Annotated in this window: 16 protein-coding genes; 14 read left to right on the top strand and 2 right to left on the bottom strand. The window is 62.7% G+C overall.

Annotated elements, in window-relative coordinates; genetic code table 11:
- Window positions 1-34 precede the first annotated feature (34 nt).
- The 12 genes from N430_RS03840 to gspM are packed head-to-tail and all read left to right on the top strand — an operon-like array spanning window position 35 to window position 9,813.
- The gene (locus tag N430_RS03840; protein WP_110633013.1) at window positions 35-547 is read left to right on the top strand and encodes a cytochrome b/b6 domain-containing protein; all 513 of its coding nucleotides are present in this window, start codon (window positions 35-37) and stop codon (window positions 545-547) included.
- Window positions 548-569: 22 nt separating this feature from the next.
- Window positions 570-1,046, top strand: coding sequence for a hypothetical protein (locus tag N430_RS03845; protein WP_178083367.1), 477 nt, complete (start codon window positions 570-572; stop codon window positions 1,044-1,046).
- A complete protein-coding gene (gene gspD / locus N430_RS03850) occupies window positions 1,043-2,878 on the top strand; it encodes a type II secretion system secretin GspD (protein ID WP_110633016.1) in 1,836 nt (611 codons plus the stop codon). The genes N430_RS03845 and gspD overlap by 4 nt, the downstream gene beginning before the upstream one ends.
- 2 nt (window positions 2,879-2,880) lie before the next feature.
- On the top strand, window positions 2,881-4,344 hold the full coding sequence (gspE, locus tag N430_RS03855) for a type II secretion system ATPase GspE (protein ID WP_110633019.1): 1,464 nt from the start codon (window positions 2,881-2,883) through the stop codon (window positions 4,342-4,344).
- Window positions 4,345-4,346: 2 nt separating this feature from the next.
- The gene (locus N430_RS03860) at window positions 4,347-5,552 is read left to right on the top strand and encodes a type II secretion system F family protein (protein WP_110633022.1); all 1,206 of its coding nucleotides are present in this window, start codon (window positions 4,347-4,349) and stop codon (window positions 5,550-5,552) included.
- Between the two features lies 1 nt (window position 5,553).
- Window positions 5,554-6,000: a type II secretion system major pseudopilin GspG gene (gspG, locus tag N430_RS03865; RefSeq protein ID WP_110633025.1), complete on the top strand. Its 447-nt coding sequence runs from the start codon at window positions 5,554-5,556 to the stop codon at window positions 5,998-6,000.
- Complete coding sequence (gspH, locus tag N430_RS03870) at window positions 5,997-6,461, top strand: type II secretion system minor pseudopilin GspH (protein ID WP_110633028.1); 465 nt, start codon at window positions 5,997-5,999, stop codon at window positions 6,459-6,461. The genes gspG and gspH overlap by 4 nt, the downstream gene beginning before the upstream one ends.
- Window positions 6,439-6,822: a type II secretion system minor pseudopilin GspI gene (gene gspI, locus N430_RS03875; RefSeq protein ID WP_371922757.1), complete on the top strand. Its 384-nt coding sequence runs from the start codon at window positions 6,439-6,441 to the stop codon at window positions 6,820-6,822. The genes gspH and gspI overlap by 23 nt, the downstream gene beginning before the upstream one ends.
- Complete coding sequence (gspJ, locus tag N430_RS03880; protein WP_110633034.1) at window positions 6,809-7,387, top strand: type II secretion system minor pseudopilin GspJ; 579 nt, start codon at window positions 6,809-6,811, stop codon at window positions 7,385-7,387. Before gspI ends, gspJ begins: the two co-directional genes overlap by 14 nt.
- The gene (locus tag N430_RS03885; RefSeq protein ID WP_110633037.1) at window positions 7,384-8,241 is read left to right on the top strand and encodes a general secretion pathway protein GspK; all 858 of its coding nucleotides are present in this window, start codon (window positions 7,384-7,386) and stop codon (window positions 8,239-8,241) included. Before gspJ ends, N430_RS03885 begins: the two co-directional genes overlap by 4 nt.
- Window positions 8,234-9,346: a type II secretion system protein GspL gene (gene gspL / locus N430_RS03890; protein ID WP_110633040.1), complete on the top strand. Its 1,113-nt coding sequence runs from the start codon at window positions 8,234-8,236 to the stop codon at window positions 9,344-9,346. The genes N430_RS03885 and gspL overlap by 8 nt, the downstream gene beginning before the upstream one ends.
- Complete coding sequence (gene gspM / locus N430_RS03895) at window positions 9,343-9,813, top strand: type II secretion system protein GspM (protein ID WP_110633043.1); 471 nt, start codon at window positions 9,343-9,345, stop codon at window positions 9,811-9,813. Before gspL ends, gspM begins: the two co-directional genes overlap by 4 nt.
- A 12-nt stretch (window positions 9,814-9,825) precedes the next feature.
- Here the strand turns inward: gspM and N430_RS03900 are convergent, their stop codons facing one another.
- Entirely contained in the window at window positions 9,826-11,013 is a 1,188-nt protein-coding gene (locus N430_RS03900) for an MFS transporter (protein WP_256592064.1), read from the bottom strand.
- Between the two features lie 164 nt (window positions 11,014-11,177).
- On the opposite strand from N430_RS03900, the gene N430_RS03905 reads away from it, so the two are divergent.
- Window positions 11,178-12,077, top strand: coding sequence for a LysR family transcriptional regulator (locus tag N430_RS03905; RefSeq protein ID WP_110633049.1), 900 nt, complete (start codon window positions 11,178-11,180; stop codon window positions 12,075-12,077).
- Between the two features lie 96 nt (window positions 12,078-12,173).
- A complete protein-coding gene (locus tag N430_RS03910) occupies window positions 12,174-12,947 on the top strand; it encodes a ParA family protein (RefSeq protein WP_110633052.1) in 774 nt (257 codons plus the stop codon).
- Here the strand turns inward: N430_RS03910 and trxC are convergent.
- Complete coding sequence (gene trxC, locus N430_RS03915) at window positions 12,944-13,378, bottom strand: thioredoxin TrxC (protein WP_110633055.1); 435 nt, start codon at window positions 13,376-13,378, stop codon at window positions 12,944-12,946. The two genes, N430_RS03910 and trxC, sit on opposite strands and share 4 nt — an antisense overlap.
- Window positions 13,379-13,404: the final 26 nt, after the last annotated feature.

The raw sequence follows: 13,404 nt of genomic DNA on the forward strand, positions 1-13,404 counted from the left end.
CCTGGCAGCCCAATAGGGCATGCCAGGTCTTCTTATGCAACAACACACTTATTGCATGCAGCAGATCCTGTTGCACTGGGTCTCTGCCTTGGTGATCGTCTGGGCGCTGGTAAGCGGCTTTTACGTATCAGGCTTTACTGTCGAACCTGCCACAGCTCAATGGGTCGGTTTCGTGAATGTTGGCCTGACCACGCTGTTTATTCCGGTGTTTCTGCTGCGTTGGTTGATGCGCTACCTCAAGCCCAGGCCGCGCGCGCTGAACGAAAACCCTTTTGTACGGCGCATTGCGCATGTTGTTCACGAAGGCATCTACTGGCTGACCGCGTTGGTGCTGACCTCAGGCGTGCTGATGATGGACCGTGCGATCGACGTGTTTGGCTGGTTTGCAATCCCGCCCTGGCTGACTGATCCGTTCTGGCTAAGCGCCTGGCTGACGCTGCATATCGCAGCAAACGTCGCCCTGGCTTTGCTCGTGGCGTTGCACGTGGGGGCAGTTGCCATGCACGAGTTTGCCGGGCGGCGTGTGTTTCGCCGAATGCTGCCTTAATCCAATGAAGCATTCTTCGGTCTTGTCCTGGGTCGCAATCCCTCTTCTGGCGTTGGTCGTGCTGGCCTGGCGCGAAGTGACGCGCCCCGGCTTGGTTGAAGCTGTCGGGCAAGTCAGTGTGGCCAGTGCTTTACCCGCGAAACAGCTATTACCCACGGCGACCCTGGCATTGGCCTTTGGTTTTAGCGAGCCAGGGGAACGGCTGGCAAGCCAGGCCGGGTTGGTGCTCAAGGCGTGTTTCATCCCCAGTCGTGGCCAAACCCGTGCGTTGGTGGGAAGCCGCGAGGGTGACAGTTTCTACAGCGTGGGCGAGCGCTTGCCGGGAGGCAGTGTGTTACGGCGTATCGACGTGGGAGCGATCACCCTTTGGGTCGACGGGCGTGAAGAAACCCTGACCTTGTCCGGCGGCCGCGCCAACGTCTTCGTTCAATCTGGCAGTAGCGCCGTGCGCGGTCCTGCCCCTGCCGATTCACCCCGCCTGTTGCGGGAGGTGCAATGATTTTTCAACGTTACCTGCGGGCCGCCTCACTTGGGGCTTGCCTGACCTTGACCTGCCCACTGGCTTTGGCTGATGCGCCAACTTGGCAATTGGCGATGAGCGATGCCGATGTGCGTGATGTGGTTCGCGAAGTCGGGGCCATTCTTGACCAGACGATTGTGCTGGACCCTCGTGTGCAAGGGCGCATCACCGTTCTGTCCAATGAGGCGCACGACCGTGAGGGTGTACGAAGGTTGTTTTACTCGGTCTTGAATGCGCAAGGCTTTGCCGCAGTGAACGATGGTGACCGCTTGCTTGTTTTACCGGCAAGCGAAGCCAAGGCCTGGGCCAACCAGCAGGCCGATGCGATTCCTTCCGCATTTACCACGCGTGTGTTCAGCCTGTCTGGCAGCACTGCCGCCGACCTGGCCGGCCTGCTCAGGCCGCTGGTGTCGAGCAACGGTTATATCGGCCCGTCCAGCTCCGCCAATGCCTTGGTCGTCACCGACTCGGCTGCCAACCTCGAGCGCTTGCATGCCTTGGTGGGCCAACTGGACAGCGGTCAGCGGCATGACTACGAAGTGGTAACGCTGCGTATAGCGCAAGCCGCCGATGTGTTGCCTGTCGTCGAGGCTTCGGCTGGCAGCCCGGACAGCGGTGTGCGGGTATTGGCAGACACGCGCAGCAATCGCCTGCTCGTGCTTGGGCCGGAAAAGTCCCGCCAACGGTTGGCACGACTGGCCCGCGAGCTGGATGTACCGGCACCTGAAAACGCGCATAACTGGCGCGTGGTGCGCCTCCAGCATGGTAATGCCGAGCAGCTGGCCGAGGTCCTCGGTGAGGTGGGCAAGCGGCTGGATGGCAAGGCGGGCACAGAAGCCTTGGGTCAGCCGCTCGCGGCCGGGGCGATGGTCAAGGCAGACTCCAGCCAGAACGCCCTGGTGCTGCTGGGGGAACCGAAAGCGCTGGGGAGCGTGGTGAAGATCATCGAGCAACTGGACCAGCCCCGTGCACAGGTGTTGATACATGCGGCCATTGTCGAAGTCAGTGGCGATATCAATGAGGCCTTGGGTTTGCAGTGGGGAATGAACAGCGGCAGCCTCAAAGGCGGGGTGACATTCCCGGACAGCGGTGCGCTACTGGCCGATGTACTGGGGGCAGACAAGGCGCTGCCCAGTGGCGCAGCGCTGGCGCTGGGCTCCGACCGCTTCGGTCTGCTGGTTTCCGCATTGGCCAGCAACAGCCGTAGCAACCTGCTGTCCACCCCCAGCCTGCTCACGCTCGACAACCAGGAGGCGCAAATCCTGGTGGGGCAAAACGTGCCTTTCAAGACCGGCTCGTACACCACTTCGGGCAATGGCGCGGATAACCCGTTCACCACCGTGGAACGCAAGGATATCGGCATCAGCCTCAAGGTTCGCCCGCACATCAACGAAGGCCGAAGCCTGCGCCTTGAGGTTGAGCAGGAAAGCTCGGTACTGGCACCCAGCACGCTTGAAGGTGACCTGGTCACCAGCAAGCGAACGCTCAAGAGCACCATCCTTGCGGCGGACGGCGAGATCATCGTGATCGGTGGCCTGATCAAGGACAGTGTGCGCACAGAGCAGCGCGGCGTGCCTTTGCTCAGCCGTTTGCCTCTGCTAGGTGGCTTGTTCCGCTGGACCAGGGATACCCAGGAAAAGACCAATCTCATGGTGTTCCTGCGGCCTACCATCTTGCGTACCCAGGCTGAACTGGTGGAGTCCGGGCTTCGTGCTTACGATGATGTTCGCGCCACCGACCCGGCGCGCGTGCCCCAGGACCCCCGCAGGTTGTTCGAAGCGCGGTCGATGCCGGAAGGCCGGGAGCCATAGCCTTGAACCCGTTGATTCCATTCGGCTTCGCACGGCGTCATGGCATTTTGCTGGACCGGCAGGCAGCCGAACCCGTGTTGTTGATGCGCGACGATGCTTCTCTCGAAGCGCTTTCAGAGGCGCTGCGTGTCGTGGGGCAGAACTGGCCACTGCGCCTGGTAGATGGCGAGCAGTTTGCAGAGCGCCTCGCCGCTTGCTACGGCGGCGCCCAGGATGCAGCGCAATCGGTCATCCAAGGGCTGGATGAGCACATTGACCTGTCAAGCCTGGCTGAGGCGTTGCCGCAGACCAGCGATCTGCTCGATCAACAGGATGATGCGCCGATCATCCGTTTACTCAATGCCTTGCTCAGCGAAGCGGTCAGGTCGCGCGCTTCCGATATCCACCTGGAAACGTTCGAACAGCAGTTGCGTGTTCGCATGCGCGTCGATGGGGTCATGCGCGAAGTGCTGTCGCCACCCAGAGCGCTCGCGGCTTTGCTGGTGTCGCGGATCAAGGTCATGGCGCGACTGGACATTGCTGAAAAGCGCGTGCCACAGGATGGCCGCATCAGCCTGCGGCTGGCCGGCCATGAGGTGGATGTGCGTGTGTCCACCTTGCCTGCGGCCCATGGGGAAAGGGTGGTGCTGCGCTTGCTGGACAAGCAGGCTGTGCGCCTGGATGTGCAGCACATGCAGATGCAGCTTTCGGTGCAGAAGGCGTTCCTGGCCTTGCTGGAAAAACCCCACGGTATTTTCCTGGTGACAGGCCCGACCGGTTCGGGCAAGACCACCACGCTATATACGGCGCTTTCGGTACTGAACCGTGAGTCGCGCAATATCCTCACCGTCGAAGATCCAGTCGAATACCACTTGCCCGGCATCGGCCAGACCCAGGTCAACAGCAAGGTCGACATGACCTTTGCCCGTGGACTTCGGGCGATCCTGCGGCAGGATCCGGACGTTGTGATGGTCGGGGAGATCCGTGATCGGGAAACGGCGGAAATTGCCGTGCAGGCCTCGCTGACAGGCCACCTGGTGCTGTCGACCCTGCACACCAACAGTGCCTTGGGTGCCATCACGCGGCTGGCGGACATGGGGGTAGACACCTGCCTGCTGGCATCCTCCCTTGCCGGTGTCATGGCACAGCGCCTGGTACGGGTGTTGTGCCCGCACTGCAAGGCCGCGTACGAGGTGGATGACGCCACCGCCAGCGCCCTGGGCAACCCTGACGACCTGCCGCGGCAGCTTTACCAGGCTGTAGGTTGTGAGCTGTGTCAGATGGGTTACAGCGGGCGCATGGCCTTGCATGAGATGGTCGTCATTACCCCGCAGATGGCGCAGGCAATCCATGGCCGCGCATCGTTGGCACAGATGCAGGGTCTACTTCGCCCGGGCACGACCAGCCTGTTTCAACATGGCGTTCAGCGTGTCTGCCAAGGGCAGACCAGTCTTGAGGAATTGCTGCGCGTGACGGGCCAGGACTGAACATGGCGGTCTTCCGGTATCAGGCCCAACGCCTGGATGGCGCTCGCCAGCGCGGCACGCTAGAGGCTGCCAGTGCGCGTCAGGCCCGGCAGCAGTTGCGCGAGCAGGGCTGGTCGGTCATGACGATCGAACTTTTGAAGCCTTCGCCTTTTGCCGCCTTGGTTCCAGGCAATCGTCTTTCCCTGGCGCGCCGCTGTTTGCTGACCCGGCAGCTGGCGACGCTGTTGCAGGCGGGCATGCCACTGAGCGAGGCGCTACAGGCGGTGGCGGCGCAAAGTGGCCAGCGTCAGGCCAGGCAGGTAGTGCTCGGCGTGGCTGAGCGAGTCGCCGAAGGTAATACCTTTGCTGATGCACTGGCCCATTACCCATTGGCCTTCCCGCTGGTTTACCGCGCCACGGTCGAGGCGGCGGAGCGCTCCGGGCACTTGGCAGGGGTACTGGAGCGCCTGGCTGGGCATGGTGAAGATCAACAGGCCCTGCGCCAGAAAGTGCAATTGGCGATGCTCTACCCGCTGATACTGACGATCGTCGCGCTGCTGGTGGTGGGCTTTCTGCTCGGCTATGTGGTGCCGGACGTGGTGCAGGCATTTGCCCGCGACCAGGCACAGTTGCCGCTGGCGACACAGGTGCTGATTGCACTCAGCGATGGGTTTGGCCGCTTTGGGTTGCTGGCCTTGCTGGTACTGCTGGCAGGGGTTACCGCTGCTGCCTTGCTATTGCGCGCGCCTGCGAGGCGAAAGCAGTGGCATGCCATGGCCCTGCGCTTGCCAGGTTACGCCAGCTTTGTTCTTGCCAGTGAGGCCACGCGCTTCATCAGTACCTTGGCGATTCTTGGCCGCAGTGGTGTCGTGCTGGTCGATGCCATGAACATCGCCGCAGCCGTGGTGGGCAACCTGGTATTGCGCGAGCGCTTGCAAACCGCGGTGCGTGAAGTGGGTGAAGGCGCAACGCTGGCCCATAGCCTGGCACGGAGCCAGAGCATGCCCGCACTGATGTTGCACATGATCGCCAGTGGTGAGCGTGCCGGGGAACTGGACTGCATGCTCGAGCGTGCCGCCGAGCTCCAGGCCAGGCAACTGGCTGGTCGCATAACCCTGCTGGTGAGCCTGTGCGAACCCCTGATGCTGTTACTGATGGGCGGCATCGTGCTGTTCATCGTGCTGGCCATCCTGCTGCCCATTCTCAACCTCAACCAACTGGTCAACTGATATGTCTTCTGGCTTTGCACGGCGTGCCCAGCGTGGCTTCACGCTCATCGAAATCATGGTGGTGGTCATCATTCTGGGCGTCCTCGGCGCGTTGGTGCTGCCCAACGTGATGAGCCGCCCGGACCATGCCAAGTTCACGGCGGCGCGTACCGATATCCAGTCAATCTCCACGGCTCTGGAAATATACCGCCTGGACAATGGGCGCTATCCGACCACCGCCCAAGGCCTGGAGGCGCTCATCCGGCGGCCGACCCTTGCACCTTTGCCACGCCAGTGGAATGCCCAAGGCTACCTCAAGAGCCAGGCGCTGGACCCATGGGGCATGCCTTATCAATACAGCAACCCCGGTACGCGATCGGGGCAGGGGTACGACCTGTTCTCCCTGGGAGCCGATGGCCAGCCTGGCGGTGAAGATGCGGATGCCGATATTGGTAACTGGGTCGAATGAGTCTGCGTCGCGCGAAAGGCTTCACCCTGCTCGAAATGATGCTGGTGCTATTGCTGGCAGGGGTTGTCATGGGCATGGCGGGGTTGCAGTTGGGGCGCGACCCGCAACGCCTGGCCAGCCAGGAGGCCGGTTTGTTCCTGCAACTGGTCGAACATGCCAGGCAGCAGGCTGTGCTGGAGGGGCAGGAGATGGGTGTGCACATTGATGCCCGCGGCTATCAGCTGATGAAGGCGTCCGGCAGCAGTTGGATAGCGGCAGGGCCGCGCCGGGATACTGGCCTGGACTTGCGCCTGAGTATCGACGGCTTCCCGGTGATGCTCGCCGGGCCAGGAAGCACCGCGCAATTGGTGTTTGCCCGTAACGACGAGTACACCCCTTTCTCGTTGTCATTCGATGAAGCGGGTGTCGGCCTTGCTCAACTCTCAAGCGATGGCCTCAATGACCCCTGGCTCGAACGCTGAGCGTGGGTTCACGTTGCTGGAAGTGCTGGTGGCGCTGTCTGTATTCGCCGTGCTGGCCGCAGCGGTGACCACTGCCAGCCAGCAGGTACTGGCACAGTCGCAGGGTATGCGTGATCGACTGTTTGCCAGCTGGATCGCCGATAACCACCTTAACGAGCTTCGCTTGCACGCGACTGCGGCTGCACAACGTCGGCCCCACGAGATCCAGTTCGATCAGCGCGCCTGGTTCATCGTTGAGTCGAGGCGTCATCAGGCTGAGCTGGCACTTGTCGAAGTTGGCGTGAGTGTCGGCCTGGCATCGGACCGGCAGCCGCTTTACCACGTCGTTGGCTGGCTGGAGGTTGCCGATGCAACGCAGTGAGTCTGCCTTTATCCAGCGCGGTTTTACCCTGTTGGAGCTGTTGCTGGCCATCGCCATCTTTGCCTTGCTGGCGGCAGGTACCAGCCAATTGTTGGCTGCATTGGTACGGGCAGATGCCGCACGTCAGGCCCAGGCCGATGAATTGCGTGCCCTGGGGCGGGCCATGAGCTTGATGCAGCGGGATGCACTGCAAGGGTACTGGCCCACGAGCAGCAAGAAGGGTGGGAGTCATGGGGTGTTGCTGACGCCGCAGCGGGTGGGCTGGTTGCTTGCTGCCGAGCGTGATCGACAATCGTTTGCGCGCAGCGATTTGCGGGTTGTCGAGTACTGGCTGGAGGACGGTGTGTTGTGGCGTCAGCGGCGGACGCTGGAGCACGGGCAGGTTCACCCTCAACGGTTGCTTGAAGGTGTCGAGGAACTGCGCTGGAGGTTGTATGGAGCAGAAAGCGGATGGGTCTCCCGCTGGACTGCTGTGCAACCGCCCCAGGCTCTTGAAATCACCTTGTCGACCCAGCGCTTTCAGGGGATTCGCCGAGTACTGCCCCTGGCGGGGGCAAGCCTGTGAAAAACTCGGGGCAACAGGGCGTGGCGCTCATCACCGTTCTGTTGGTAATGGCACTGTCGACCCTGCTGGTCGCCAGCATGTTGCGTAGCCACCAGGGGATGCTGGGCAGCATCCGGCAGCAGATCGATGCCTCGCGCTTGCTGCAACTCGCCCACGCTGGCGAACAGCATGCCTTGAAGCAGCTGAAGCAGCAGGCTACGACCCTGTTGCAGGTGACCCATGGCGGTCAACCTTGGGCGCAAACCCGTTTGCTGGAACTTGAGCAGGGGCAGCTCCGGCTGCGCCTGGAGGATCTCTCCGGGCGCTTCAATATCGCTGCGCTGACCGCACGGAAAACCCCCGACCCTGTGCTGCTCGAACGTTGGCAGCGGTTGTGCCATGCCTTGCAGATCGAGGCGCCGGCGCTGGAGTCTCTGGCCGGGCAGCGCATGCTCGACCCCAGCCAGTTGCGCGCCTTGCCGGGCGTTGATGCGCAGGTGATGGCACGCTTGCAGCCATGGGTCGTGGCGTTGCCCACCCAGGCAGGGCTCAACGTCAATACCGCCCTGGTGCGAGTGCTCGAAGGCCTTGAAGGCGTCGATGCATCCATTGCACGGAGCGTGATGGGCAAGCGGCCCGAAGGGGGCTATGCCAGCGTTCAGCAGTTTCTGGCGCAACCGCAGCTGGTGGGGCTTGGCATCGACAGCCATGGGTTGTCGGTGACCAGCCGCTGGTACCGCCTGGAGGTACAGGCCGCGTTGGAAGGCAGCCTTGGTTATCTCTACAGCGACCTTGAAATCGACCCGAACACACATCAGGTGCGTGTGCTGCGTCGGTTTTTTTCTGCACAGCCGGAGCACATGCAAGATGAGTGAGGTTTACCTGTTTCTGCTGGCCGGGGGCGTAGTCGAAGACGACGGCGCATGGCCGGTGCTCGTGCGCACAGCGCAGGGCCACCAGTACCGGTCACGCTTGGGCAACTTGCCGCCAGAGCTGGCCGCTGCAGCGGTGGTGCTTGTCTTGCCGATGGAGCTGGCGGGCTACTGCGTGATCGGGCCGATACCGGGCAGGCGCCCCAGCCGGGAGACGTTGGGCTATGCGACGGAAGAACAGCTGGCAGCACCGCTGGAGGCGCTGCACCTGGCATTCGGGGCAGAAGATGAAGAGGGCCGGCGCAAGGTGTGGGTGATCGCGCGGGAATGCTTGCGCCAGCTGCTGTCGACGCTTCAGCAGCAGGGCATCGACCCCATCGCCGTACACGTCGATGCCGACCTGCTGAGTGCCGAGCGGGCATGCGCCCTGTGGTTCGAGGGGCGATGGCTGTTGGGGGGCAGCGAGGGCGCTTGCCTGGCGCTCAGTGCCCAGGCCGCACAGGCACTGAAGCAGAGATATGCTTCGATGCCCTGGATGGCCGAGGCCGGCTCAACAGGTGCGGTCGATTGTGATCAGCAAGTCGCCAGTGCCGTGGGCATCCTGATGCAAGGCAGTGCTGGCGCTGTGGACCTGCGCCAGGGCGCAATGCGTCGGCGGCGCATACGGCCGGCATGGCGAGGCCTGGCAAGTGGCGTGGTGCTGGCTTTGCTCATGGCTTGCCTGGTCGATCAGGTGCGTGCGCAGTGGCTTATGCAGCAGGCATCACAGCTGCATGCCCAGAGTGTTCGGGTGTTGCAGCGCTGGGCACCTGAGCAGGCTCCAGGCGGCGACCTGGCTACGCAGATCAGGTTGCTCGAACACCGCCCAAGGCAGGCGACTACCGTGGAGCAGTTGGCGCTGCTTTCGGAGCAGTTGGTCGGCGCAGGCAATGTGGTGATCGAACGGGCTGAATCGACACCTGAACAGGGTTGGCGCGTCGACGTTGTTGCCCACGGCTTTGACGATCTCGAACGGCTTGGCGCTCGCGTTCCCGGTATGCGGATGGAACAGGGGCGGCAGGCCGACCTAGGTGTGCGGGCGACCCTGTCCTGGCGGGAGGCTGAATGAAGTACTGGAGGGAATCTGCGTTGGTACGCCAGTGGCAACAGCTATCAACCAGCCGACGCACGCTATTGAAGGCCGCTTCATGGGGCCTGAGCTTGATCGTCATTTGCCAACTACTGTGGCTGCCGGGGCAGGCCCGCCTGCAACAGGCTGAGCGAGACCTGGCACGCGAACATGAACTGGGTGCCCAACTGCAGCGAATCGTGCAGGGGCCACCTCGGTCGTCAACTCCCGTCGAGGTGCTGACACCTGCGGGATTGAACGAGCGCGCCAAGGCTGCGGGCCTGCGTATCACCAACCTGGAGGCCAGGTCCGGGCAAGTGGATGTCAGCCTGGAAGGCGCTGCGGCTGCCGTGCTGGCCTGGTTGCACGTACTGGAGCAGGAAGGTGGCAAACCGCTCAGCCTCCAGCTGCAAGCCGAAGGCGAGCTGCTTCAGGCGCGTTTCGTGATGATACTGGCCGAGGCATGATGCCTCGGCCTTTCAGGCAGCTTTGGGTTGCAACTTGCTCAAGTGCAGGGCCACCAGCAACGCCACCGCCAACAGGCTGCCGATGAACAAGCCGATCCCGTTCCATCCCCATTGGTGCCAGAACACGCCACCGGCCGTGCCGGCCACGCTGGACCCTGCGTAATAGCTGAACAGGTACAGCGACGAAGCTTGCCCCTTGGCCTTCAGCGCCCGGCGGCCAATCCAGCTGCTGGCCACCGAATGCGCGCCGAAGAAGCCGAAGGTGAACACCAGCATGCCGACGATCACCAGCGCCAGCGGGGTGGCCAGGGTCATCAGCAGACCGCCGGCCATTACCACGATACTGGCCCAGAACACCTTGCGTCGGCCCAGCTTGTCAGCCAGTGCGCCGACTTGCGCCGAGCTGTAGATGCCCGACAGGTACACCACCGACAGCAAGCCGACCAGCGCCTGGTTCATGTGGTAGGGCTCGGCCAGCAGGCGGTAGCCGATGTAGTTGAACAGGGTGACGAAGGCGCCCATCAGCAGGAAAGCTTCGAGGAACAGCCAAGGCAGCCCGGCGTCCTTGAAATGCATGACGAAACCGTCCAGCAGGCTACGCGGGCTCATCAACTGCGGGCGGAAATTGCGCGACTCGGGCAGCACTTTCCAGAACACCAGCGCAGCCACCAGGGCCAGGCCACCAATGGTCAACATCGCCGTGTGCCAGCTGACGAAGTCGATCAGTACCCCGGTAATCAGCCGCCCGCTCATGCCACCGATGGCGTTACCGCCGATGTACAGGCCCATGGCCAGGCCGATGTGCTGCGGGTGGATTTCTTCGCTGAGGTAGGTCATCGCCACCGCCGCCAGTCCGCTCAGCGAAAGGCCCACCAGGGCGCGGGTGGCCAGCACCAGTTCCCAGCTTGGCATTATCGCGCTGGCCAGGGTCGACAGGGCGGCGCAGACCAGGGCAAAGACCATCACCGGCTTGCGGCCGATGCGGTCGGAGATCGGGCCGGTGATCAACAGGCCGAACGCCAGCATCGCAGTGGATACCGATAGCACCAGGCTGCTTTGCGCCGCATTGATGGAAAACTCCTTCGACAGCAGCGGCATCATCGGCTGCACGCAGTACAGCAGGGCGAACGTGGCGAAGCCGCCGCTGAACAGGGCCAGCACGGTCTTCATGAAGGCGGGGGTGCCTTTTTCGATCCACATGTCGTTCAGGGGGGCAGGTTCTGGGCCGGCAGGAAGGGGGGCTACAGCAGTTTTCACGGGCGGTACCTCTGGCGCAATGAAAAAAGCATATAGCTGGCTAATGATTAGATCCAATATATTGTTCGACCTATTTGAGACGTTTAGCGACCTGATTGGAGCCGATCATGGAACTGCGCCATTTGCGTTACTTCATCGCCGTTGCCGAAGAGCTGCACTTCGGCCGTGCGGCCCAGCAGCTGGGCATCTCACAGCCGCCATTGAGCCAGCAGATCCAGGCGCTGGAGCAGGAACTGGGTGCCCGTCTGTTCGAGCGGACCAATCGTCGGGTCGAGCTGAGCGAGGCTGGCCGGCTGTTTCTCGAAGAGGCGCGCCAGGTGCTGGCGCAGGTGGAGAAGGCAGCCGATGTGGCCCGGCGTGCGCAGTTGGGTGAACTCGGTGAAATGAAGATCGGTTTCACCTCGTCGGCACCGTTCACGTCGAAGATTCCCAAGGCTATTCATGCCTTTCGCCAATGCTTCCCTGCAGTGCACCTGAACCTCAAGGAAATGAGCAGCCGGGATGTCGCCGAAGGGGTGTTCGACGAATCCATCGAGGTCGGTCTGATGCGGCCGATGCCGCTGCCGGAGGGCCTGGTGGCCACTGAGCTGTTCCGCGAACCACTGGTGGCGGTGATCAATGCCTCACACCCGTTGGCCGAAGGCACCGAACAGGGCGTGCACATGGCTGCCCTGGCCCAGGAACCGTTCGTGTTCTTCCCGCGCAGCTACGGCAGCGGCTTGCATGCGCAGTTGTTGAGCCTGGCGCGCCAGGCCGGATTCAGCCCGCATTTCGCCCAGGAGGCGGGGGAGGCGATGACCATCATTGGCCTGGTGTCCGCCGGGCTTGGGGTCTCGGTGCTGCCGGCATCGTTCCAGCGCATGCGCATCGAAGGCGTGGTGTACCGCACGCTGCTGGATGAAGGGGCGATGTCGGCGGTGTGGCTGGTGCAGCGCGAGCGTGGCAGTTCGGCGATGGCCCGGGCGTTTGCCGAGTTGCTGACGGGGCTGATGGCTGGCCAAGGGTGATGATTCCGGGCGGGGCCAGCGAATGGGCAAATGGCACTGGCCATTGCCGCTGCGCCGCCACATACTCGGGCATTCGTTGATACACGGAGGTCAATCATGCGGCGCGTGGTGTTCAATCAGAAAGGTGGCGTGGGCAAGTCGAGCATCGCTTGCAACCTGGCGGCAGTGAGCGCCAGCGAAGGTTATCGGACCTTGCTGATCGACCTGGATGCCCAGGCCAACTCGACCCAGTACCTGACCGGCCTGACTGGCGACGAGATCCCCATGGGCATCGCCGACTTCTTCAAGCAGAGCCTGTCCAGTGGGCCGTTCAGCAAGAAGAACAAGGTCGATATCTACGAAACCCCGTTCGACAACCTGCATGTGGTCACCGCCACGGCGGAGCTGGCCGACTTGCAGCCGAAGCTTGAGGCCAAGCACAAGATCAACAAGCTGCGTAAGTTGCTCGACGAGCTGGACGAGGACTACGAGCGTATCTACATCGACACGCCACCGGCGCTCAACTTCTATGCGGTTTCCGCATTGATCGCCGCTGATCGCGTGCTGATCCCCTTCGACTGCGACAGCTTCTCGCGCCAGGCACTGTACGGCCTGCTGGCCGAAATCGAAGAGCTCAAGGACGACCACAACGAAGACCTGGTAGTCGAAGGCATCGTGGTCAACCAGTTCCAGTCCCGCGCCAGCCTGCCCCAGCAGATGCTTGACGAACTGCTGGCCGAAGGGCTGCCGGTGTTACCGGTGTACCTGGGCAGTTCGGTAAAAATGCGCGAGTCGCACCATGCCAACCTGCCGCTGATTCACCTGGAGCCGCGGCACAAGCTGACACAGCAGTTTGTCGAGTTGCATTCGCTGCTCGAAGAGAACGCTTAAACCCCTTGGCTACGCAACCACTCCAGCAACGACTGGAGTGGAAACGCGCCGGCCTGGCGGCTGACTTCGCGGCCGTTCTTGAACAGGATCAGGCTGGGGATCGAGCGGATACCCAGTTGCCCGGCCAGGTTGCGGTTGGCTTCGCTGTCGAGCTTGGCCAGGCGGCAGCGGCCGCTGAGCTGACGGGCAGCCTGTTCGAAGGTCGGGGCGAAGGACTTGCAGGGGCCGCACCAGTCGGCCCAGACGTCGATCAGCAGTGGCAGGTCGCCCTTGATCTGGCTGGCGTAGTTGGCCTCGCTGAGTTCGAAGGGCTGGCTCAGCAGCACGTCCTGTTTGCAGCGGCCGCATTTCGGGGCGTCGCCCAGGCGTGCCGCCGGCAGGCGGTTGAGGCCGTTGCAGTGGGGGCAGGGGATTACCAGTGGGTCGGACATTTCATCTCCAATATGTGTATCGCAGA

Source organism: Pseudomonas sp. CC120222-01a, from assembly GCF_003097235.1.
GTDB lineage: Bacteria > Pseudomonadota > Gammaproteobacteria > Pseudomonadales > Pseudomonadaceae > Aquipseudomonas.

Coding starts and splice junctions, on each gene's coding strand:
- N430_RS03905 (WP_110633049.1), top strand. CDS start 11,178: ATGGAACTGCGCCATTTGCGTTACTTCATCGCCGTTGCCGAAGAGCTG.
- N430_RS03900 (WP_256592064.1), bottom strand. CDS start 11,013: ATGTGGATCGAAAAAGGCACCCCCGCCTTCATGAAGACCGTGCTGGCC.
- gspM (WP_110633043.1), top strand. CDS start 9,343: ATGAAGTACTGGAGGGAATCTGCGTTGGTACGCCAGTGGCAACAGCTA.
- gspJ (WP_110633034.1), top strand. CDS start 6,809: ATGCAACGCAGTGAGTCTGCCTTTATCCAGCGCGGTTTTACCCTGTTG.
- N430_RS03910 (WP_110633052.1), top strand. CDS start 12,174: ATGCGGCGCGTGGTGTTCAATCAGAAAGGTGGCGTGGGCAAGTCGAGC.
- gspI (WP_371922757.1), top strand. CDS start 6,439: ATGACCCCTGGCTCGAACGCTGAGCGTGGGTTCACGTTGCTGGAAGTG.
- gspL (WP_110633040.1), top strand. CDS start 8,234: ATGAGTGAGGTTTACCTGTTTCTGCTGGCCGGGGGCGTAGTCGAAGAC.
- gspH (WP_110633028.1), top strand. CDS start 5,997: ATGAGTCTGCGTCGCGCGAAAGGCTTCACCCTGCTCGAAATGATGCTG.
- gspG (WP_110633025.1), top strand. CDS start 5,554: ATGTCTTCTGGCTTTGCACGGCGTGCCCAGCGTGGCTTCACGCTCATC.
- trxC (WP_110633055.1), bottom strand. CDS start 13,378: ATGTCCGACCCACTGGTAATCCCCTGCCCCCACTGCAACGGCCTCAAC.
- N430_RS03840 (WP_110633013.1), top strand. CDS start 35: ATGCAACAACACACTTATTGCATGCAGCAGATCCTGTTGCACTGGGTC.
- N430_RS03860 (WP_110633022.1), top strand. CDS start 4,347: ATGGCGGTCTTCCGGTATCAGGCCCAACGCCTGGATGGCGCTCGCCAG.
- gspD (WP_110633016.1), top strand. CDS start 1,043: ATGATTTTTCAACGTTACCTGCGGGCCGCCTCACTTGGGGCTTGCCTG.